Source organism: Kordia zhangzhouensis (genome assembly GCF_001005305.1).
In the GTDB taxonomy this organism is placed as follows: domain Bacteria; phylum Bacteroidota; class Bacteroidia; order Flavobacteriales; family Flavobacteriaceae; genus Kordia; species Kordia zhangzhouensis.
The window spans coordinates 278,031-301,327 of the sequence record NZ_LBMH01000005.1; the positions used below are offsets into that span (position 1 = coordinate 278,031).

Here is a 23,297-nt window from a genome sequence, read left to right on the forward strand (position 1 = left end):
TGTCATCGTTACTTTTAAACTATCTTTGAAAGATTGGCTAATATACAGATAAATAAAAACCCTACATTTATGAATGCTTTTCATTATGCTTTTAAGATTAAAAACATTGAATCAACACGTGCCTTTTATGTAGACATAGTAGGCTGTAAAGAAGGTAGATCAACAGAAAATTGGATTGATTTTGATTTTTTTGGTCATCAACTTTCTGGACATGTAAGTACTCAGTTCCCTGCGTTGGATTATTGTGGAAAAGTTGATGGAGTTAGCGTTCCCATTCCTCATTTTGGCTGCTTACTAACCCTCAGTCAATTTGAAGCGTTACAAAAAAGATTGGAAGCAAACTCAATAGAATTTATAGTAAAACCACAAATACGCTACGAAGGTCAAAAAGGAGAACAACGTACGATGTTTGTATTTGATTTTAGTGGAAACCCATTAGAGTTTAAAGCTTTTTCAAACGAAAATGAAGTGTTTGCTCAGTGATAAAAAAGCTCTTTGCATTATTAAAACTCAAAAACCTCACAAGTGAGGTTTTTGAGTTTATATATTATATTAGGCTAGTCTTGTTAGACTAAACAAAGTAGAAACTTAACGAATCAATTTTTTGTACTTGATACGTTTTGGTATCAAATCGCCTCCTAAGCGTTTCTTTTTATTTTCTTCATAATCAGAGAAACTACCCTCAAAGAAATATACTTGTGAATCTCCTTCAAAAGACAAGATATGTGTACATATACGATCTAAAAACCATCTATCATGCGAAATCACTACAGCACAACCTGCAAAGTTTTCCAAACCTTCTTCCAATGCTCGTAACGTATTTACGTCCAAGTCGTTAGTTGGCTCATCCAATAATAGTACATTTCCTTCTTCTTTTAAAGTCATTGCCAAGTGCAAACGGTTGCGTTCTCCACCAGAAAGCGTACTTACTTTTTTGTTTTGTTCACTTCCAGAGAAATTGAATCGACTTAAATACGCTCTAGAATTTACCTGTTTTCCTCCCATCATAATCAATTCTTGTTCGTCTGAAAAGTTTGACCAGATTGATTTTTCAGGATCAATATTAGCGTGTGATTGATCTACATAAGCAATCTTCGCTGTTTCTCCTACAGTAAATGTTCCTTTATCTGGTGTTTCTTCACCCATAATCATTTTGAAAATAGTGGTCTTTCCAGCTCCATTCGGCCCAATAATTCCCACGATTCCCGCTTGCGGCAGATTGAAATTTAAATCTTCATACAGTAATTTATCGCCAAATGCTTTAGAAACTCCCTTCGCTTCAATTACATTGGTTCCTAATCTTGGACCATTCGGAATGTAGATTTCTAGTTTTTCTTCCGTTTGTTTTTGATCTTGATTTAAGAGCTTATCATAGTTCTTTAAACGTGCTTTTTGTTTGGTTTGACGTCCTTTTGCTCCTTGACGTACCCAATCCAACTCTCGTTCGAGTGTTTTCTGTCTTTTCGAAGCTGTTTTACTTTCTTGTGCCAAACGTTTAGACTTTTGATCTAACCAAGAAGAATAATTACCTTCCCATGGAATACCTTCTCCTCTATCTAATTCTAAAATCCAACCAGCAACATTATCTAAGAAATAACGGTCGTGTGTTACTGCGATTACAGTTCCTTTATATTGTGCCAAATGTTGCTCTAACCAATGTACAGATTCTGCATCCAAGTGGTTCGTAGGCTCATCAAGTAATAATATTTCTGGTTCTTGTAATAACAAACGACACAATGCTACTCTACGACGCTCTCCTCCCGAAAGTACACCAATCTTTTTATCAGGTTCTGGTGTGCGAAGTGCGTCCATTGCAATTTCTAACTTCGTATCAAGCTCCCATGCATTGCTAGCATCTATTTTATCTTGTAATTCGGCTTGGCGAGCCATCAGTTTATCCATTTTATCTGGATCTGAGTATACTTCTTCCAAACCAAACATATCGTTGATTTTATTATACTCATCTAAAACAGCTACCGTTTCTGCTACACCTTCCTTTACGACATCTAATACCGTTTTTTCATCGTCTAATTGTGGTTCTTGCTCTAAATAACCAACATTGTAACCTGGCGCAAATGTAACCTCTCCTTGATAGTTTTTTTCTACACCAGCAATGATTTTTAATAAAGTAGATTTACCAGAACCATTCAATCCGAGAATTCCGATCTTGGCTCCATAGAAAAAACTGAGATATATATCTTTTAAAACTTGCTTGTTAGTACTTTGATAGGTTTTAGAAACCCTATTCATGGAAAAGATAACTTTCTTATCGTCTGACATAATGAATCTTTATTTAATTGCTTTGAGCAAATATACACAATTGTCGTAGCTTTCACATATATAATTTCGCTTAGAAATAGAGAAAATAGATACGTGTCATTGTCTGTTTATTCCGCATGTTTTTTCCTTTTCCTTAAGAGCAATGAAATCGCTACAAAGGAGATTTTATTATTTTACTACCTAGCAAATCAATCATTTACACATGCTCACTTTTTAATTTCAAACTTTTTAAGCACAAAAAAAGACCTTTCGATAAAGGTCTTTTTTATTTTTTTCAGTATGTACTGTTTATACTCTTCCTTTTAATGCATTGAATACCCAAGCAATTGCAAAAAAGCCGACTCCAACAGCTGCAAATCCATATCCTGCTACATCGTCGTATCTAAATGCTCCTAAGGCAATCAATCCAATTCCTACTAAAACCATTATTAAAGTTGCCCAGCCTAATACTGTATTTTTGTTCATTCCCATAGTATATAATTTTGACGCATCTTTCAATTACACGAAAGTCAGTTTCGGCAGTCGCTCTCTTCATTTTCATTGCGAGGAGCTTTAACAAATGCCTCTATCTTTTGCGCTTTTGTGAATTACAAATATCTAATTTTTAATTCTAAATCTAAAAGATAAAGCCATACAATTATACTACAATCTATTTTTCCTCGTCTCAAAAACCTATATTTTTTAGTATCTTTCTCCAAAAAATTACACTTACAATTCATGCGTAAACTATTCTTTTTATTCGTATTCAGTGTGTTAACATTTTTATATAGTTGCCACACCACAAAATCTGTTACTAATACAAAGCAACCTGAAAAATTGGCCAATTCTCTCCTTTGGAAAATTTCTGGAAATGGCCTTGAAAAACCTTCGTATTTGTACGGAACTATTCACTTGACTTGTGATTATCAATTGACAGATAAACTCAAAAAAGCATTCGATGAAACTGATAAATTAGTCCTGGAAGTAGATTTGTCCGATCCCAACATGCAAACCGATATGATGAAAATGATTTTTATGGAAGATGGAAAGACTATCAAAGGGTTGCTGAACGAAAAAGATTATGCAACCTTAAACGCTTTTTTCAAAAAACAAGTAGGTATGGATCTTACATTATTTAACTCTATGAAACCCATTGCAATTACGTCTACACTAACGTCCAAAATGGCTCTTTGTGAGAACGGAACTGCGTATGAAACTGAATTTATGAAAGTTGCTAAATCTCAAAATGAAGAAGTTATTGGTTTGGAAACAATTGCAGATCAAATGCAAGTTTTTGAAAAAATACCCTACGAAGAACAACTAAAAACGCTAGTAGAAATGGCAGAAAACGGTATGGAAGAAAGCAGAAAGAGCTTTGAAGAAATGACAAAGTACTACAATGCTGAAAATTTAGAAGGTTTAGTAAAAATCATGGGCGAACAAGGTTTGGAAGCCGATTTCCAAGAAAGTTTAGTAGATCAGCGTAATCGTAATTGGATTCCGTTAATTACAAAGATTACTAAAGAATCGCCTGCATTTATTGGTGTTGGCGCCTTGCATTTACCTGGGGAGCAAGGAGTAATCAATTTATTACGCAAAGAAGGTTTTACAGTAGAGCCAGTGATGTAACTTATGTTTTAAATCAATTTTAAACAAAAAAACCGCAATAAGTATATGACTATTGCGGTTTTTTTGAGTTCTATGTATAGTTTACAATTTTGCTGCTAGACGACTCCCTTGATCTATTGCACGCTTCGCATCCAATTCGGCTGCAACATCAGCTCCTCCAATCACATGCACTGTCATTCCTTTAGCTTGTAACGGTGCTAGTAACTCTTTTAAAGGTGTTTGTCCTGCACAAATAACTATGTTATCTACATGCAACACGTGAGTTTCTTCATTTTGCGTATAGTGTAAACCTTCATCATCTATTTTTGTGTATTGAACTTCTCCAATAAAATTTACTTTTTTCTTTTTCAGGTTAGCTCGATGAATCCAACCTGTCGTTTTCCCTAAATTTCCTCCAAATTTTCCTTTACTACGCTTAAACATAAAAATTTCTCTAGATGATTCATGAAAGTTAGGTTTCATATTTTCAATACCTCCGCGTGCTTTGAGAGATTTGTCAATTCCCCATTCTTCCAACCAAGCATCTATATTTTGTGATGTAGACTCTCCTTCATGCGATAGGTATTCTGACACATCAAATCCTATGCCTCCAGCTCCAATGACAGCTACGCGATTTCCAACAGGCTTTTTGTGTTTTAGTACATCTATATAACTTAATACTTTTTTGTGTTCAATACCTTCTATTTTTGGAGTTCTAGGTTTAATTCCTGTTGCCAAAATTACTTCTGCAAAATCGTCTCTTAAGAGTTCATCTGCATTAACACGTTTCCCTAGTTTTAAGGTAACATTGTGTAATTCTATTTGTTTATTAAAGTAGCGAATAGTTTCGTAAAACTCTTCTTTACCTGGTATTTGCTTAGCGATATTAAATTGTCCTCCAATTTCTTGATGATCATCAAACAAAGTTACATCATGCCCGCGTTGCGCTGAAATTGTAGCTGCAGCCAAACCTGCTGGTCCAGCTCCTATTACTGCAATTTTCTTTTTTATTTTTGCAGGGCTGTAATCAAATTCTGTTTCATGACAAGCACGTGGATTGACTAAACAACTCGCCACTTTTTGTTTAAAAATATGATCTAAACACGCTTGGTTACATGCTATACAGGTATTGATTTCGTCTTCTTTTGCAGCAGCAGCTTTATTAACCCAATCGGCATCTGCCAAAAATGGTCGTGCCATAGAAATCATATCTGCATGACCTTCTGCTAATATTTTTTCAGCCACACTAGGCATGTTAATTCTGTTAGAAGTTACCAAAGGAATGTTCACTTCTTTCTTCATTCGTTCGGTAATCCATGTAAAAGCTGCTCTTGGAACAGAAGTTGCAATAGTTGGAATACGTGCTTCATGCCAACCTATACCAGTATTGATAATGGTTGCGCCAGCTTTTTCAATTGCTTTTGCCAATAAAACGACTTCTTCCCATGTACTGCCTTTTTCTATAAGATCGAGCATGGACAAACGGTAAATAATGATGAATTTAGTACCAACGGCCTCTCTAACTGCTTTTACAGTTTGTACTGCAAATTTCATTCGATTTGCATAATTTCCGCCCCATTCATCTGCTCGTTTATTGGTATGTTCTACAACAAATTGATTTATTAAATACCCTTCCGAGCCCATGATTTCTACGCCATCATAGCCTGCCAATTTTGCTAAAGAAGCTGAGTTTGCAAAACTTTTGATTGTTCTTCGAATGCCGCCATCGCTTAGTTTGGAAGGTTTAAATGGTGTTATTGGAGATTTTATTGCAGATGGAGCTACATTCAACGGATGGTGTCCATAACGACCTGCATGAAGAATTTGCATGCATATTTTACCACCATTTTTATGAACAGCTTCGGTTATTACTCTGTGTTTTTTGGCATGCCTTTTAGTACTCATTCGTGAAGAAAATGGAGTTAACCAACCACGAACACTTGGAGCCATTCCGCCAGTAACGATTAGACCAACTCCTCCTTTGGCACGTTCGGCATAAAAAGCTGCTAGTCGTTCAAAACCATGCTTCTCTTCTTCTAGCCCAGTATGCATAGACCCCATTAATACTCTATTTTTCAATTGTGTAAACCCTAAGTCTAAAGGTTCAAATATATGTGGATATTTCATTTCGTATGAACGATTTTTCTGATTGTATTTAAAGATACTATTATTCTTTTAAAAAAGAATCAACTATTTATTATGCACGCATAATAGTATGCAATATACTTATTTTTTAAAAAGAAAAGAATATTATTCGTTCATTGTCTTGCAATCTGAGTTGTAAAAAAAAGACTGTTTGAAATTTATAAATCTATCAAACAGTCTTTTTAAACTATATTAGAAGTCATTTAGTTCATAGGAACTTCAATTGTTAGTATTTTAGAATTTTCTTTAATGCTGATTTCTACCTGTTGTGTTTCCCAAATACCTATAGCATCTCTAGTAGAGAGCGTATGATTATCAATCACGATTTCTCCTTCTAAAAGAAATATGTATACACCGTGCTGCGTACTGTTTAGTGAAAAATCAACAGTTTGCGCAGCTTCAAAATTTCCTATGGAAATGTATGCATCTTGATGAATCCATAATGCTTCATCAATTTTATTATTTTTGGGCGCTACCAACGTTTGAAATTGATTTTCACGCTTGCTTTGATCAAATTGTTTTTGTTCATAACGTGGTGTTACTCCCATCTCTTGAGGCAGAATCCATAATTGTAAAAAATTTACCTCATCCGTTTTGCTATCGTTAAACTCAGAATGTTGCAAACCTGTTCCTGCAGACATTACTTGTACTTCTCCAACAGTTATTGCTCGTTTATTGTCCATACTATCTTTGTGAGACAATGCACCACTTAAAGGAATCGAAATGATTTCCATGTTTTGATGCGGATGTGTTCCAAAGCCCATTTTTGGCTGTACGATATCATCATTAAGAACACGTAATTGCCCAAACCCCATACGAGAAGGCTCATAATAGTTTGCAAAACTAAAACTATGGTAACTTTTGAGCCAGCCATGATCTGCTTTTCCTCTTGAGTTTGCTTTATGATATATTGTTTTCATTTTTTTGTGTTGTTTTTTATGCACTATTTGTGTTTTGTCTTGCCTCTTGGTTTTTTGCCGATTCGTCTTTTTGTTTCTGTCTAATACTAAAAAATCAATACCTAACACCCAACAGCGTCAGCGATTGAAAGATGTGTTGAAGCTCCTCGTAGAGAGCGACTCTTGAAAGCGCGACTCCCATTTTTGGGAGCGACGCCCTACAAATTGTCCCTTTAAAAGAGATTCATTTTATTCAGAATTTCATTGAGATTTTAGTTTCGGAGGAATGGCAAAATTTAGTATAAATGTCCCATTTTTCCTTGCTGATAGTCACGCATCGCTTCCATGATTTCCGTTTGCGTATTCATTACGTACGGTCCCCAAGAAGTGACTTTTTCATTGATAGGTTCGCCTGAAAGAACGAGTAAGATACTGTCTTGAAGTCCTTCAAGCTTAATTGCTTCCCCATCTTTTTGAAAATTAAGCAATTGTATTTTACCTAGTTTTAAATTTTGGGAATCATTGACATAAACCTCTCCTTCTAACAAGTATACTAAAGCTTCATGGTGATTTGGAATAGGGATTACTATTTCGCCTGAAGTTTTTATATTTACTATAAATGCGTTAATCTGTGTAAAGGTACTGGCGACTCCTTTTTGTCCATTAAGTTCTCCTGCCACAATTTTTACTGTTCCTTTATCATCATTTATGGCCACTATTGGCATTTGATTAGCTTTGACATCTTGATATTTAGGAGTTGTCATTTTGTATTTTTTTGGAAGATTTATCCAAAGCTGAATTCCTTCCATCGTTCCCACAAAATTTTTGCTTGGTCCTTCGTCATGAATTACTCCACTACCAGCTGTCATCCATTGTACATCACCAGCATTTAATACACCTTCGTTTCCTAGTGAATCTCTGTGTAATTGTTCTCCTTTTAAGAGAAATGTTACAGGTTCAAAACCGCGATGTGGATGCGGAGATAGAGATAATCCTGGGCTGTATGGACCTACGTCATATTTGTAATGGTGTAATAATAAAAACGGATCTACTTGCTCTAATTGTTGTGTTGGCAATGGTTGACGAATTAAGTTTCCTCCCATATTTACAAAGTCACTTGTTCCTTTGTATGCAATACTTCGTAATGTTTTCATTTGTTTTCTCCTTTCTTAATTGTTATTGCATTGTAATATTTTCCATGGAAAATATTTTGTCAAATTTTTATCTTACCTTATCTAATAAATAGCTGAGTTGTGCCGCTTCTTCCTCTGTTAGGTTTCCCAACCAATCGTTCTTGGGCATATTTTTGGCAATTTCTGCTAATAGTTGTAATCCTTCGTTAGTTATCGCAATGTGAACAACTCTTCTATCCTCAGGACATGGAATCCGTTCAATAAGTTCTTTTCCGCACAGTTTGTCCATTAAGCGTGTTGCATTTGGAGCTCTTTCAATCATGCGATTTTTTATGTCTTGTACTTTGATGGCTTTACCAGCTCCTTTTAATATCCTCAGTATATTAAATTGCTGTGGAGAGATCCCAAAAGGTTTAAAAAATTCATTTTCTTTACTATTAAGCCAATTTGCGGTATACTTAATATTGATAAAAGCTTTTACTTTTTCTGATGGAAATTTAGATTGTATGTCTTTCGAAATATCTCCCATAAATTTGAATGCTGTTAATTTGCTTTAAAATCTACTTTTGCATGTGAACCATCACAAAGTGGTTTGTTACTCGAAGCTCCACATCTACATAAAGCCGTTTTATTAGAGTGTGTTACTGTATTTCCTTTAGTATCCTTAATTTCTAGATTTCCATGAACAATCAGTGGTCCATTTTCTTTCATATCAATCAAAGTTACATGATTTCCTTCTGCTAGCTTACCATTTGTTGTAGTTGAGTTTTTCTCTTTATCTTCATGTTTGTTTACATAGATCAATGCTCCTGAAGGGCAAGCGTCTACTTGTTTTTTGATACGGGCAGTACTAGCTCCATCCATATTAACCCAAGGTCTATTTTGAGGATTAAAGACTTGTAATAAACCTTTCCAACACTTTTTGGAATGAATGCATGTTTTAGGTTTCCAAATGACTGTAATATCTTCATTACTATATTCTTTTACAATTTGTTTTCGCTCCATAAGATTTTGATTTTACAGTGATTGGATTTCCTCTTAAAGATACAAAAAACGAATTTATGCCTGGTCAATGGCTTTGTTTAGTTTTTTAACTTCTTCCTCCAACTTTTCTCTAAAAGTTTCATTTGTAATTTTTCCTGATTGAAAATTATCATTAAAGCTAGGTAAAGAATAAGCGGCCACAATGTTTCCTCCCATAAAAGGAAATCTTCCTTTAGCAATCTCCAAAACTGTTCCTCCACCACGAACTCCTGGTGAGGTTGCCATTAATAACATCGGAATATCTGCCCAGAGTTTGCCATCAATACGTGACATCCAATCAAATACGTTTTTAAATGCGGTTGAATACACTCCATTGTGTTCTGCTAATGACAATATGATTCCATCTGCTGATTGAACTTCTTTTAAAAATGCATGTGCGTTTTCAGGAATTCCAATTTCAGCTTCTTTATTTACACTATATAAAGGCAATTCATAATCGTTCAAATCTAAAATTGTGATATCTGCATTTTTTACCAAACTTGCGGCATAAGTGGCTAATTGCTTGTTAATAGATGTTTTACTATCACTTCCGGCAAAGGCTACAATTTTTTTCATCTTTATTATTTTTTGTTGATTGTTTTACATTAATGGTACAAATGTACAAAGAATAATTTTATTTTCCAAGGAATATAATTCCATGAAATATATAAGCTCTACATTTTAAGAAAATTTTCAAACTTCGTTGTTTTTATGAGCCGCATTAGTTTCGTATTTTAGCACAGGAAAAAATAACAACCATGGACATTAACTTCAACAAAAACGAAGATCACAACAAACTTTTAGTATCAGAATTACGCCAACGCTTAGCCAAAGTACATGTTGGCGGTGGACAAAAACGAATAGAAAAATTACATAGTAAGGGAAAAATGACAGCACGCGAACGCATTGATTTTCTCTTAGATGACAAAAAACCTTCTATTGAAATTGGTGCTTTTGCTGCTGATGAGATGTATGAAGAACATGGCGGTTGTCCTTCTGCTGGAGTAGTTGTAAAAATTGGCTATGTTGAAGGAAAACAATGTATCGTAGTTGCCAACGATGCCACTGTAAAAGCTGGTGCATGGTTTCCTATGACTGCTAAAAAGAATCTTAGAGCTCAAGAAATATCCATTGAAAACAGACTGCCTATTATTTATTTAGTTGATAGCGCAGGTGTATATTTACCAATGCAAGATGAAATTTTTCCAGATAAGGAACATTTCGGGCGTATTTTTAGAAATAATGCTGTTATGAGTAGCATGGGAATTACCCAAATTGCTGCCGTAATGGGAAGCTGCGTAGCAGGCGGTGCTTACTTACCTATTATGAGTGATGAAGCGTTGATTGTAGATAAAACAGGGAGTATCTTTTTAGCCGGAAGTTACTTGGTAAAAGCTGCTATTGGTGAAAGTATTGATAATGAAACTCTAGGCGGAGCTACAACTCACTGTGAAATTTCAGGTGTTACCGATTATAAATCAAAAGATGACAAAGATGCGTTGACAACAATCAAAAGTATTGTTAGTAAAATTGGCGATTATACACCAACTGGTTTTAATCGTGTAAAAGCTCTTAAACCAAAAGAAAACCCTGACGAAATTTTTGGTATCCTTCCTAAAGCACGTCATGAACAATATGATATGAAAGAAATCATCAAACGCTTGGTTGATAATTCTGAATTTGATGAATATAAAGAAGGGTATGGACAAAGCATTATTACAGCTTATGCTAGAATTGATGGTTGGGCTGTTGGTATTGTTGCTAATCAACGAAAACTAGTAAAAAACAAAAAAGGAGAGATGCAATTTGGCGGTGTCATTTATTCTGACTCTGCTGATAAAGCTACACGTTTCATTGCCAATTGTAACCAAAAAAAGATTCCGTTGGTTTTCTTGCAAGATGTTACAGGTTTTATGGTAGGGAGCAAATCTGAACATGGAGGAATTATTAAAGATGGAGCAAAAATGGTAAACGCTGTAAGCAATAGTGTTGTTCCTAAATTTACTGTAGTAATTGGAAATTCCTATGGTGCAGGAAACTATGCTATGTGTGGAAAAGCATATGATCCTCGATTAATTTTTGCTTGGCCAAGTGCTGAATTGGCGGTAATGAGTGGAAATTCGGCGGCAAAAGTATTATTGCAGATTGAGACAGCTTCTTTGAAAAAACAAGGAGAAGAGATTACTAAAGAAAAAGAAGAAAAACTGTATGATGAAATTAAATCTCGTTATGACAAACAGATTTCTCCTTATTACGCAGCTGCTCGCTTATGGACAGATGCCATTATCAATCCATTAGATACTCGCACATGGATTTCTATGGGAATTGAAGCTGCCAATCAAGCTCCAATTGAAAAACCATTCAACTTAGGAGTCATTCAAGTGTAAACATACTTCTTTATTTACAGAATAAGAAAAGGCCTAGCAACTAAACGCTAGACCTTTTCTCCCTAAAAAACCTAAAATAACCTAATCTTTATTCTTTCTGAAAAAGCAAAGATATATTTTAAATAAGTCACAAACTTTGTGCCAATCTTTGCATTTTTTATGATTTTTTTAACAAAAAGAAAAACCTAATAAATGTGAATTCTACTAGGTTTTTCATGAAACAACTAAACAACCAACCTTTCGTTAATTCTATCTTAAAAGTACAGTAGTTATATTGATTGTAAAATGGAAAGTGAGTCAACTAGCAATTTCAATGAGTAAACTGAGTAAAATCCCTGTTTTTGCGTTACATTATAGTTTTAAAGACGCTAGTGTTTGAAATCTTTGGACTTTACCTGTATTGGTTTCTTTGAATTTTGGAAGTGTATAGATTTGTTTAGGAATCTCATATTTAGAAAACTTTTTTGACGCTTCTATATTTTCTTGTAACTGAGCGATATCAATACTTGCTTCTGTATCTTCGACAACTAAAATTAATTTCTCTCCTAGTTTTTTATCACTTACAGATGAAACAAAATAACGATTCGTAATTAACGAACTTAGCTTCTCCTCTATTTGTTCTGGATGCAATTTTATACCACCACTATTGATTACATTATCAATTCTTCCCAGCCATTCAAACTCTTTTTCAGAAAGAATTTCAACCACATCATTGGTTATAATTTGTTCCTCAGAAATTCGTGGAGCATTAACTACCAAACAGTTTCTGTCATCTTTTGTAATATATACATCTGGCAAAACAGTGTATACTGCTCTTTTTCCTTTTGGAAGATGGTTTAATGGTTTTACAGCAATATGAGTAATTGTCTCTGTCATTCCGTAAGTTGCAAAAACTTTTGTTGAAACTGATTGTATTTTTTGTATCAACGCAGCAGAACTTGGCGCTCCTCCAACAATTAATGTATGTATTTTTGATAAATATTCTATTGATGCTTCAACTTGTAACGGAACCATTGCACAAAAATCGTAGTGCTTTTGATTAGTTGCTAACGGATTGGCTATAGGTTCTGCAATATCAAGTGAAAGTCCCAACACCACAGCACGCACCAACATCATTTTTCCTGCAATAAAGTTTGAAGGCAAACACTGTAATGCTGTATTTCCTGGCTCTAGTCCAAAAATATCTCCGGTAGCTATAGCAGAATTGACCATTGCCTGTTTTTGCAAACGAATCAATTTTGGAACTCCCGTAGAACCTGAAGTATATACATCTACATGAGTTTTATCATCCAACCAATCCATTAAAAAATTTCCTAAGGTTTGCTCATACGGTTTTCCTTCTTTTACAAAACTATATGCCACTTCTTTCAATGCTTCTCGGTTAAAATAGGTACCTTCTAATTGAAACTTTTGATGGATGTCTTTAAAACTTGGAATCATTTTTGTTAATTGTTCTATAAAATTAAAGATTCACGTGAAAAAATCAATAATTTCTTAACTCCTTTTTAGTAATTTAGTGCGTACTCTTTTTATAGTGTGGCACATTTTGAAATGAGTTTATGATACTATTGTACCTTACAGCAATTTATTTTTTATGACTATAATACATTCAAAATTCCCTTTCGCATTTTTTCTAATATTCATTTCTTTTGCCTTTGGGCAGAATGACTCTTCCGAAGATTTTCAGTTTTTAGAACGTACCGAAAACATTAAAATCAATTTTAATAAAGGTGATTTTAAAATCGTAAAGAGTATTCACGAAAAAGCTGAATACTTGACTGCAAACAAATTGTATTTTGCAAACGAAACGCTTCGTTTTGATAGTTTTACCAAACTAGAAGATATTGAAGCAACTACTTATTTACCTGCTTCCGACAAAACACTAAAAGTAGATTATTTTGAAACTAAGCACGAGTTTGATGATGGAATTTTTTATAGCGATCAACAAACAAAAAACTTTACTTTTCCTGCTGTTACAAAAGGAGCAATTACAAATTTAAAATATAAAGAAGTTATCACTGAACCTCACTTTTTGGGCATGTTTCGTTTTGGAACTTATGCGCCTACAAAAAAAGCGGTTCTTCGAATTGAATTTCCTAAAAATGTAGAAATTGGATATAAAGAATTTCATACAGAAAATATTAGTGTCAATTTTACCAAACAAGAAACTAAAAACGGTCATATTTATACATGGACAACGGAAAATGTTGAAAAATATAGTGGTGAAGACGATGCAGAAGCTGCGTTGTATCATTTACCTCACATCATTCTTCATATTAAAAATTATACCGAAAACGGAAAAACATTTCCAATTCTCAACAATGTAAACGATTTGTATAGTTGGTATGCTTCTCTAGCAAAACAAGTAGATGATAATGAGCTAGATAAAGTGTATAAGATTGCAGAAGACATTACAAAAAAGTTGACTAGCAAACGAGAAAAAGCAGAAGCTATCTATAATTGGGTACAAGAAAATATTACCTATGTAGCTTTTGAAGATGGTTTAGGCGGGTTTATTCCTAGAGGAGCTGCAAGTGTTTGCAACAATCGATATGGAGATTGTAAAGACATGGCAAATGTACTATATGTAATGCTAAATCACGTAGGGATTCCTTCATATAGAACGTGGATTGGAACACGGGATCGGCCATATTTATATGCCGAAGTTCCTACGCCTATTGTTGACAATCATATGATTACAGCAACTGTGATTGATAATGATACTATTTTTATTGATGGAACAGATAGCTATGTAAATTTTGGTATGCCAAGTTCATTCACGCAAACAAAAGAAGCTTTAATTGGAATTTCGCCAGAACGATTTGTATTGAAAAAAGTACCAGCGCAAGCAGCCGAGAAAAGTAAAACAGTTATTGAAACCGAAATTAATTTTGAAAACGGCACGATAAAAGCAGGCGAAAAACGTATTATGACAGGATATGAACGTGTTGACTTTATCACAGAGTATCTATACAAGAAAAAGAATAATACTGAAGAAGAATTTCTTAATACAACCTTAGCGCTAGGTAATAATAAAACAAAATATCAAAATATTCAAGTATCTCCCGTAGAGTCAAAACACAAAACACTGACACTATCTTTTGATTTATTAATAGAGAATTATGCAAAAACCATTGGTTCAAAAACAATTCTTAACCTTAACATAGATCGTGCTCTATCAAAGCAAAAAATTGATATTGAAAACCGAAAATATGCTAAAAAAATTGATCATCAATTCTTAAAAGAATATACAACCACTTTTGTTATTCCTGACGGATACACAGTGACTTCGATACCTAAACGAATTACATATGATGGAAAAGCGTATGGTTTTGATATTTCATATGAACAAAAAGAAGGAAAAATTATTCAACACAAAACGCTTTATATTAAAACTTTACGCATCGAAAAAGAAGATTTTGAAGATTGGAACACGTTCATCAAAAAATTAATTAAAGCCTATAAAAAAAGCATTATCATTGAAAAGTAAACGCAATATCTATATGAAAAAAATTATCGTTTTTATGTTGTGTTTGTGTACTTCACAAGCATTTTCGCAATATTATAAAGAATATAATTGGGCAAAAAAACCAACACTTCATAAACTCTCTGAAAAAGAAGCTAAAGAGTCTTCTGTAGGAATTTTAGAGAAATACATCGTAGAATACAAAGTTCCTACATTTGGCAATCAGGTTCAGAAATTTGAAACCACACACACCATTGCTCGTGTATTGGATGAAAAAGGAATTAAAACTCATAATACAGTGTACATTTCTATGTATGATGTAATTGACATTATTGATATAAAAGCACGAACCATTACTCCTGATGGAAAAATTACTTTATTAAATAAAGATAACATCAAAGAAGTAAAGAATGTGGAAGAATATGGCGATTTTAAAATATTTGCGATTGAAGGTGCAGAAAAAGGAGCTGAAATTGAAGTTTTATATACGCTCGAAAAAGAGTATTCTGCTTTTGGTCGCGATGTTTTGCAAAAAAGTTATCCTATACGTAAAGTAGAATATAATTTTATATACGGCGAAATGCCAGGTCGTATCAAAGCCTACAATGCAAAAGGTGAGTTTGTCGAGAAGTCATACAACAAAAAAACAGGAAAACAACTCGTTCTTGAAAATATAGTTCCTATGATTGAAGAAGAATACGCTACTCCAGACGCTAATAAAACCTATGTCGCTTTTCAATGCTTTGGCCCTGGAACTAATGTAACTGATAGTATGCTTTGGAACAATGTGGTTACTAATATTACGCAAGGTCTATTTCCAGAAACAGCCAATACTGATGTTGCTAGCATTGTAGAAACAATCTTAAAAGAACAAAAAACAGACGATTATACCAAAGCATATTTAGTCGATGATTATATAAAGAAAAACTACACCATTGTTAAAAATAACAATGCGCAACTCTCTGATATTGATTATATTTTAAAAAATAAATCAGCAAGTGAGCTTGGAATTATTCAAGTATATGCTCATTTTTTAAAAGCTGCCAATGTTGAATATATGCCTGTTATCACGTCTAATGTTTACGAACATAAATTTGATTCAGCATTTTTTAATCCTGGAGCTTTACGCGAATTTTTGATTTACATTCCTAAAGCATATAACTATATCGCTCCCAATAGAATTGATTATCGTTTGAGTGAAATTCCTCCTAGTATCTTAGGAAATACAGGAATTTTTGTAAACAATAAGAAGCAATATAACTTTTATAAAATTACCCAAAAAGATCCTGATTATAGTCGCATAGTTCGCAATATGAATATTTCTTTTAAAGAAGACATGGAATATGTACAAATTAATCAAGAGCAAGAATATTATGGGCATTGGGCAATGAGCAATCGTGCGTTTTTAAACTTAGCTCCCGAACAATCTATTAAAGAGTTTGAAGATTATTTAACAAGTTCTGGAATTGAAGACAAAGTGGTAAAAAAATATGAAACAAAAAACCAAGAAATGAAACAATTGGAATACAATATTCCTTTTTTGGTAAGTACTTCAATTACCTCTGAATCTTTATTGGAAGAAGCTGGTGACAGTTATATTTTTCAAGTAGGAAAAGTGATTGGAACACAGAGTGAATTATATCAAGAAACCGAGCGTATCAATCCGATACACATGCAATATCCAAATCGTTACAATTATGAGATTATTGTTGACGTTCCAGCAGCATATGAAGTAGAAGGTTTAGAATCATTAGTAATCAAAAAAGAATTGCTCAATGAAGAAGGAGTTCAAAAATGTAAATTTGAGTCTAATTATCGACTTGAAGGCAACAAATTGATTATTACTATTGAAGAGTTCTATAAAGAATTTGAATACGATATTTCTGAATATGAAGGATTTAGAGAAGTTATCAATGCCGCTTCAGATTTCAATAAAGCTGCCATCCTGATGAACCCAAAAGAGTAAAAAGTAAATAATAATTATAATTTACCCAGCGCGCTATTGAAAATATAGCGCTTTTTTTATGAAATTTCTTTCAAAAAAGACTCATCGTAAGTTTAAAAATTCACTTCATAATTTATAAAACAAACAGTTTTATTTGATAAAGCAGCTAGTACTTTTCTTTCATTTGTTGTTTTGTTATGCTAATTTTCAATCATTATTAATCAAAAATCTCACGACATGAAGAAAAAACAAATCAAACACTTAAAGTTGAACAAGCAATCAATTTCAAACGTGACAACAAATGCTGTAAAAGGAGGAACAGTTCCTACTCTTGGTGTCATTTGTACAATCACAATCCAAGTTACAATCAACCAATGTACACGTTGGGATGGATGTGATTTGCCAACAATTGGACACGATGATGGCTCTATTTGTTTAAGTCAAAATGCAGATTGGTGTAACGGAAGGTAGACTGAAAATTTTAGATTTGGAAAAGTCCGGCGTAAAGCTGGACTTTTTTTGTTTTATATTCTACTATAAATTATGTATAAATATTGAAGCTAGCAATTATGTATTGGCACAATATATCCTAAACACTATTGATCAATACGAAGTTCTGTAATCGTATCAGATTCATTTTGAACACCAAAATCTACATGTTGCGCTGTAAAATCAATTTCAAAATCTAAAAAACGTTTGCGTTGGTACGTTAAATAACCAACATCATCTTTTACGATGGTATTATATACATCTTCATGAACTTCAAAAGCGAGTCGATTACCATTTTGAATATTTTCAAAAATAATGATGAATTCATTTTTGAAAAAAACATAATTGTCATCATCTCCGTAATGCGTTTGATTTTGAGTTTGCACTCTTTTTTCAACAACAATCGCGGGAATTTTCAAAACAGGTGATTGGTCATTAAGCGTTTTTTCATTGATACTCTTAAACGCTTTTAGCAGTAGACTTCCAATGATATATACTAGAGCAAGTCCAAAAATAAAGTAAAAGACTGAAAACATCGATTCGTGTGACATATAATACATTTTAGTTTAGAACACGCAAATAAGACATTAATTCTTACAAAGCGTTACAAAAATAACCTATATATATTATTTTTCATCTATTACGACGGCGTCTTCCTTAGCAGGTACACGACCAAATAACCTATCTTTCCAATTGTGCCATTTATATTTTTTAGCCAAAATGAAGAGAATGATTGGATACGAAATCAAGATTGGTAGTAAGATATCCCAAAAGGTTGTAACCTCATTTCCTTCTGAAACATACTTAAATAATGAATCTGTTCGTAAAGCAGAATATTCTGCAGTAACTAAAGTTGCTGCCAAAAAATTATTTGCAAAGTGAAACCCTAGTGCCAATTCCAAACCTTCATCCATTAAAGTCATGATACCCAATAACAGCCCTGTTCCGATATAAAAAATCATAGTAATCCCTCCCATAGTCGCAACTTCAGGGTTTGCAGAGTGTAATAATCCAAATGCTACCGAAGTCACAATTAAAGGAAACCATCTGTTTTTTACCACAATTCCTATTTGCTGCATTAAAAAACCACGAAAAATATATTCTTCCAAGCCAATTTGAAATGGAAAAAGAATCAAACTTAATACAACCAAAATTATAAAACTAACTGGCTTAAAATCAAACACAATACTTTCTGGATTCATGTAATACTCAATTGCAAAACTGATTATTTGCAACGAAAACACCAATCCAAAAGAAAATGCAATTCGCTTATAATCTATCTTTTTTCGTGAAGTTGTCAACGAAACCAAACTCCGTTGATGTAAATAGACTACTAAGCCAAATAACATTAAAAGTAGAAATACGAAAATTGACAAATTGACTAATAGCCAAAAATTGTTACTTGGCAACATTTCGTACATCTTGTCCATTTCTTCTAATGTATCAATATCACTTGTAAAAAACATAATGATATTTGCAATGAATATAAAAAGAACTAAAAATGAAGTAAGTAGTACTTTCCATGTGGCATTATCGCCTTTGTATGCTTGCTGTATGTACATAATTATAGTTTTATTGAATATATGGAACTTCCCACAATTTATTGTTGTCGTATTGTAAAGCGCCTTTTTCTATGCGTAATGGTGAATTAAAATTGTTCGTATACAAACTTCCAGTTCCTAGCCCTTGCGGCAAATGATTGTTTAGCGTGTATGCCCATTGCGCTATAGCATTGAGACCAATATTGCTTTCAAGAGCACTGGTAATCCACCATCCAACTTGATTATTTTCTGCAATTGAAATCCATTCATTGCTTCCCTTATAACCACCAACTAAACTTGGTTTTAGAATAATATACTGTGGTTGTATCGTTTCTATAATTTTTTTCTTTTCTTCTAAATGAAAAACTCCTATTAATTCTTCATCAAATGCAATGGGTAATGGTGTCCTTTCACAAAGTTGTGCCATTTCCGCAAACTGTCCTTGTTTGATTGGTTGCTCAATAGAATGAAGTTCTAACTCCGCTAAACGTTTCAGTTTTTCCAATGCATTTTCAGGAGTAAATGCGCCATTAGCATCTACACGAAGTTCTATATCATTCACTGAATATTCTTTTCGAATACTTTTTAATAAACGGATTTCAGTATCAAAATCAATCGCTCCAATTTTCATTTTTATACACGAAAAACCTGCGGTTAATTTTTCCTTTATTTGATGTTTCATGAATTGTTCATCACCCATCCATATCAAGCCATTAATACTTATAGCTGCTGTTCCTTTTGTAAAGGCAGAAGGAAACAATTCATACGGAAATTCTGAATTGAGAGAAAGAAATGCTTGTTCTACACCAAATTGAATTGATGGAAACTCCATCAATTTTTCTAATAATTGGTCTTTTCCAAGTTCAATATTTTCACAAGTCCAACGCAATTGTTCTTCATATTCTGGCACATCATCAATGCTCAATCCTCGTAAAATTCCACACTCTCCTATTCCTTGCTTTTCGCCAGAGACAATATGAATAAACCATGTTTCTTTTTGCATTAAAATTCCCCGAGATGTTCCACTAGGCCTTTTAAAATCTAAGATATGTTTGTAATAGGTTGCTTTCATGTATAATTGCTAAACGTACATGCTGACTTTGTAAGTTTTGTTAGAATTTAACTCCTATTTATACTTTTTTAGTGTGTTTCTTAAGTTAAGATATCCTATAATTCTATGCTTTTTCCTATTTCTAGAAGAAGTAATTCTTTATGTCTGTTTGCAAACTTTTGTTTAGCCTCTTCTTTGTCAATTTGTATAGGCGGGAAAGAATCATAATGATATCCTAGTATTGTATCACACTCCACAAAATCACTTGCTATAATCGCATCATCTACACCCATTGTAAAAGTATCTCCTATTGGAAAAATAGCCAAATCTAATGTAGTTTGAAGCGGAATCAACTTCATATCAAAAGTTAAAGCTGTATCTCCTGCTATGTAAATAGATTTTCCACTTTTGCTAGTAACCACAAATCCTCCAGGTTGCCCTCCATATGAGCCATCAGGAAATGACGAGGTGTGTATTGCATTTACATATTTAGCCGAAAACGTTTCTGTTTTATACGTTCCTCCATGATTCATTGCAAATACATCTATTCCTTTTTCTCCGAAATGATTTGCAACTTCATAATTGGCAACTACTGTTGCATTATTACTTTTTGCAATTTGTTCAACGTCCAAAATATGATCTTGATGCGCATGTGTTACCAAAATATAATCTGCTTTTAAATCGCTAATGTTAATCGCCGATGCTAATGAATTTCCTGAAATAAAAGGATCTACAATAATATTTGTTTCTTCAAATTCAATGTGTAATGAAGCATGTCCTAAATATGTAATTTTCATGGTTTTTTGTTTTTTTAAAGTTGATTTCTAATTAAAAATAGCGAATACTATCGCATATAAAAAGGTACTTAGTGCCACTTTTTTAAGTTCAGAATCTAATTCTTTGAGAATGATATTTTTGCCAACAACAATCATATTCATGACCAATGGAATAAAAGCAATAAAAATGATGAATTGCGTTGGCGAATGATAGTTTCTACCGATATACCATGCGGTAATCAACAATGCACCAATAATCAACGAGTAATGATATAATTTTGCGTTCTGACTTCCAATTTTAACGACTAAAGTATTTTTTCCGTGTGCTTTATCCTTAATTCGATCGCGCATGTTGTTTAAATTTAGTACAGCCGCACTTAACAATCCCACAGCCGTTGCAGGTAAGAAAATATCAAAATTCAATGATTTTGTGTATAAAAAGTAACTTCCAACTACGCTTAACCATCCAAAAAAGAGAAATACAAATACATCACCCAAGCCTGAATATCCATAGGCACTTTTTCCAACAGTATATTTCACCGCAGCAATGATTGCTGTGATTCCTAAAAAGAGAAATAGTATTGAATACTTAAAATTTTCACTTCCAAAAGCAACATAAATAACACATAAAGCAAGTAGCAACGTGATGATTGCTGTAATAACCATTGCGCTTTTCATTTGCTTAGGAGAAATGATTCCCGAAGCAACCATGCGTTGCTCGCCTTCTCTATCAGCGTCTGTTCCACGAATGCCATCACCATAATCGTTCGCAAAATTTGATAATACTTGAAACCCAATGGTTGTGAGAATAGAAAGTATAAAAATTGTATAATTTGCTCCTTCTCGTGTTGGAAAATTTAGATGTGATAATGAACGATCAAAAGTTGAAAAATCAGCCAATGCACAGCCTACAATAATTCCAGAAACAGATAAAGGTAATGTGCGTAATCGTGCGGCGGCTAGCCAAGGTTTTATCATGTGTGCTTAATTTTTGTAAAGATACACTTTTATAAAGCGATGCAAAAGAGTATACATGCTGTTTTTGATTCTGATTAAAATGATAATATTCTATTAATTTTGCTACACAAACTCGCAGTTTTATGTACTTTGCAACTTCATTACGCATACAAAACATGAAAAATTCTATTTTCGTACTACTTTTAATGTGCACATTTCTTATGAATGCCCAAGAAGCACAGGTTTGGAATACGTATCAAGCCAAACAGGAAAAAGGTGTGAGTTCTACCAATTTACGAATGGATTTGATTGATAAAGCGCCAATTAATGGCTATGATTTTCTATTTTATGTAAAAATTAAGTATAGAGTAACCCAAGAAAGTGATTTTCCAATTGGAAATAAACTAAAGAAATTGTACCGCATTAAAGATGCTATTTACGATAAAATGCAATCAGTTTCAGACAGTAAATATGTGGGGTCGTTTATGTATGATGGTAGCCGTTTTGAATATTATTATGTAAAAGATGCTTCCGATATTGAACGACATATTGACAAATTATTTCGAGAGCAATTTCGTGGTGAAAAATATGAGGTATTTGTAAAAGATGATTCTTCATGGGACTTGTACCGTAATTTTTTATATCCGAATGATGAGATTAAAAATTTCATGTCAAATCGAGATACGGTAATTCAATTAAAAAATGCTGGAGATGATGTAACTACTCCTAGAAAGATAGAACATTACGCAACATTTACTTCGCAAAATGACATGAATTTATTTGCTCGTGAAATTGAAAAATTATCGTTTACAATTGAACATCAAAAGAATGTAAATAGCACATCTTTTCCTTATGAAATAAAATTCTCTAGAAACAATTCTACTACTTTAGAAAATGTCATGAAATTCACTACAGAAATCATCAAACTTACCAAACAATTTAATGGAAAATATGATGGTTGGGAAACTTATGTAGTAAAGAAAAATAATTAAACTTTCTGTTTTTTTTTTAACTATAATCTAAAACCTATACCAAAATTCACCGTATGAATGTTTTCGTTATAGCGATTTCCCGAAGTTTCACCATCTAAATCTAATTTAATAAAATCAGCAGAAACTTCTATATAGAACTTATCTGAAACATCATATGCAGCACCAAATCCCCAATTTATACCATTTTGAGTATCTGTAAAACGATCCCCATTGGGTTGTATAATTGGATCCGGATTTCCAAAATCGAAGTTTCGATTGGCAGCATTGAGAGACGTCGTAAAAAAACTGTATCCAAGTAATACAAACGGTTTTAATCGTGGAAATTTTTCAAGATTGAATTCTCCAATAACTTTGGGTTTTAATAACAATGCACCTCCATTAACACCTTCCACAAAATTATAAATGAAATAATCTACTGAAAAAGCAAGTTTTGGCGAAATAAGTTTCGTATCTGTAACCTGATATCGAATATCCAAACCAATCAATCCGTCATACGCAAACACCATAAAATTATCACCTGTAGATAACGGATAATGAATTCCTATATCAAACTTTCGTTCTTTATTTTGGGCTTGTACAACCGAGAAACTCAGAAAAAACAAACAGACAAAAAATAGTTTTTTCAT

22 protein-coding genes are annotated in these 23,297 nt (G+C 33.3%); 7 read left to right on the forward strand and 15 right to left on the reverse strand.

The annotated features are described in order from the left end of the window. Positions 1–69 precede the first annotated feature (69 nt). Positions 70–483 (forward strand): VOC family protein, encoded by a 414-nt coding sequence (locus AA088_RS09890; RefSeq protein ID WP_046744941.1) that lies wholly within the window; start codon positions 70–72, stop codon positions 481–483. Between the two features lie 105 nt (positions 484–588). Here the strand turns inward: AA088_RS09890 and ettA are convergent, their stop codons facing one another. Together ettA and AA088_RS09900 are read right to left on the reverse strand one after the other, a co-directional pair. After that, positions 589–2,280, reverse strand: coding sequence for an energy-dependent translational throttle protein EttA (gene ettA, locus AA088_RS09895; protein ID WP_046744819.1), 1,692 nt, complete (start codon positions 2,278–2,280; stop codon positions 589–591). Positions 2,281–2,568: 288 nt separating this feature from the next. Further along, a complete protein-coding gene (locus AA088_RS09900; protein ID WP_046744820.1) occupies positions 2,569–2,751 on the reverse strand; it encodes a CAL67264 family membrane protein in 183 nt (60 codons plus the stop codon). 246 nt (positions 2,752–2,997) lie between these two features. Here AA088_RS09900 and AA088_RS09905 point away from each other — a divergent pair, with 246 nt between their 5' ends. Then, positions 2,998–3,888 (forward strand): TraB/GumN family protein, encoded by an 891-nt coding sequence (locus AA088_RS09905; protein ID WP_052752853.1) that lies wholly within the window; start codon positions 2,998–3,000, stop codon positions 3,886–3,888. Positions 3,889–3,969: 81 nt separating this feature from the next. Here AA088_RS09905 and AA088_RS09910 read toward each other — a convergent pair whose 3' ends face one another. The 6 genes from AA088_RS09910 to AA088_RS09935 all read right to left on the reverse strand — a co-directional run bounded on the left by AA088_RS09910 (position 3,970) and on the right by AA088_RS09935 (position 9,643). Further along, positions 3,970–5,994, reverse strand: a complete 2,025-nt coding sequence (locus AA088_RS09910) for an NADPH-dependent 2,4-dienoyl-CoA reductase (protein ID WP_046744821.1) — start codon at positions 5,992–5,994, stop codon at positions 3,970–3,972. Between the two features lie 221 nt (positions 5,995–6,215). Then, positions 6,216–6,932 (reverse strand): pirin family protein, encoded by a 717-nt coding sequence (locus AA088_RS09915; protein ID WP_046744943.1) that lies wholly within the window; start codon positions 6,930–6,932, stop codon positions 6,216–6,218. A 275-nt stretch (positions 6,933–7,207) separates the two neighbouring features. Beyond that, positions 7,208–8,065: a pirin family protein gene (locus AA088_RS09920; protein ID WP_046744822.1), complete on the reverse strand. Its 858-nt coding sequence runs from the start codon at positions 8,063–8,065 to the stop codon at positions 7,208–7,210. A gap of 67 nt (positions 8,066–8,132) precedes the next feature. Then, complete coding sequence (locus AA088_RS09925; protein ID WP_046744823.1) at positions 8,133–8,573, reverse strand: MarR family winged helix-turn-helix transcriptional regulator; 441 nt, start codon at positions 8,571–8,573, stop codon at positions 8,133–8,135. 14 nt (positions 8,574–8,587) lie between these two features. Further along, positions 8,588–9,049: a (4Fe-4S)-binding protein gene (locus AA088_RS09930; RefSeq protein WP_046744824.1), complete on the reverse strand. Its 462-nt coding sequence runs from the start codon at positions 9,047–9,049 to the stop codon at positions 8,588–8,590. A 54-nt stretch (positions 9,050–9,103) separates the two neighbouring features. Further along, positions 9,104–9,643, reverse strand: coding sequence for an NADPH-dependent FMN reductase (locus AA088_RS09935; protein WP_046744825.1), 540 nt, complete (start codon positions 9,641–9,643; stop codon positions 9,104–9,106). Positions 9,644–9,825: 182 nt separating this feature from the next. Between AA088_RS09935 and AA088_RS09940 the strand changes: the two genes are divergently transcribed. After that, positions 9,826–11,454 carry an acyl-CoA carboxylase subunit beta gene (locus AA088_RS09940; protein ID WP_046744826.1) on the forward strand — a complete coding sequence of 543 codons (1,629 nt, stop codon included), beginning with the start codon at positions 9,826–9,828 and terminating at the stop codon, positions 11,452–11,454. 351 nt (positions 11,455–11,805) lie between these two features. On the opposite strand, the gene AA088_RS09945 is transcribed toward AA088_RS09940, so the two are convergent. After that, complete coding sequence (locus tag AA088_RS09945) at positions 11,806–12,894, reverse strand: AMP-binding protein (protein WP_046744827.1); 1,089 nt, start codon at positions 12,892–12,894, stop codon at positions 11,806–11,808. A gap of 154 nt (positions 12,895–13,048) precedes the next feature. On the opposite strand from AA088_RS09945, the gene AA088_RS09950 reads away from it, so the two are divergent. The 3 genes from AA088_RS09950 to AA088_RS09960 all read left to right on the forward strand — a co-directional run bounded on the left by AA088_RS09950 (position 13,049) and on the right by AA088_RS09960 (position 17,336). Continuing rightward, complete coding sequence (locus AA088_RS09950) at positions 13,049–14,944, forward strand: DUF3857 domain-containing protein (RefSeq protein ID WP_046744828.1); 1,896 nt, start codon at positions 13,049–13,051, stop codon at positions 14,942–14,944. A gap of 13 nt (positions 14,945–14,957) precedes the next feature. Further along, the gene (locus AA088_RS09955) at positions 14,958–16,886 is read left to right on the forward strand and encodes a DUF3857 domain-containing protein (protein WP_046744829.1); all 1,929 of its coding nucleotides are present in this window, start codon (positions 14,958–14,960) and stop codon (positions 16,884–16,886) included. A 216-nt stretch (positions 16,887–17,102) separates the two neighbouring features. After that, positions 17,103–17,336 (forward strand): hypothetical protein, encoded by a 234-nt coding sequence (locus tag AA088_RS09960; RefSeq protein WP_046744830.1) that lies wholly within the window; start codon positions 17,103–17,105, stop codon positions 17,334–17,336. Between the two features lie 125 nt (positions 17,337–17,461). Here the strand turns inward: AA088_RS09960 and AA088_RS09965 are convergent, their stop codons facing one another. The 5 genes from AA088_RS09965 to menA all read right to left on the reverse strand — a co-directional run bounded on the left by AA088_RS09965 (position 17,462) and on the right by menA (position 21,700). Next, entirely contained in the window at positions 17,462–17,905 is a 444-nt protein-coding gene (locus AA088_RS09965) for a DUF2500 domain-containing protein (protein WP_046744831.1), read from the reverse strand. A 75-nt stretch (positions 17,906–17,980) separates the two neighbouring features. Then, positions 17,981–18,916, reverse strand: a complete 936-nt coding sequence (locus AA088_RS09970) for a CPBP family intramembrane glutamic endopeptidase (RefSeq protein WP_046744832.1) — start codon at positions 18,914–18,916, stop codon at positions 17,981–17,983. 10 nt (positions 18,917–18,926) lie between these two features. Beyond that, positions 18,927–19,967 (reverse strand): o-succinylbenzoate synthase, encoded by a 1,041-nt coding sequence (locus tag AA088_RS09975; RefSeq protein ID WP_046744833.1) that lies wholly within the window; start codon positions 19,965–19,967, stop codon positions 18,927–18,929. A gap of 95 nt (positions 19,968–20,062) precedes the next feature. Next, entirely contained in the window at positions 20,063–20,743 is a 681-nt protein-coding gene (locus tag AA088_RS09980; RefSeq protein ID WP_046744834.1) for a metal-dependent hydrolase, read from the reverse strand. 27 nt (positions 20,744–20,770) lie between these two features. Further along, on the reverse strand, positions 20,771–21,700 hold the full coding sequence (gene menA / locus AA088_RS09985; protein WP_046744835.1) for a 1,4-dihydroxy-2-naphthoate octaprenyltransferase: 930 nt from the start codon (positions 21,698–21,700) through the stop codon (positions 20,771–20,773). 155 nt (positions 21,701–21,855) lie between these two features. Between menA and AA088_RS09990 the strand changes: the two genes are divergently transcribed. Then, entirely contained in the window at positions 21,856–22,671 is an 816-nt protein-coding gene (locus AA088_RS09990; RefSeq protein ID WP_162199682.1) for a DUF695 domain-containing protein, read from the forward strand. A gap of 20 nt (positions 22,672–22,691) precedes the next feature. Here AA088_RS09990 and AA088_RS09995 read toward each other — a convergent pair whose 3' ends face one another. Next, positions 22,692–23,297: an outer membrane beta-barrel protein gene (locus AA088_RS09995; protein WP_082106675.1), complete on the reverse strand. Its 606-nt coding sequence runs from the start codon at positions 23,295–23,297 to the stop codon at positions 22,692–22,694.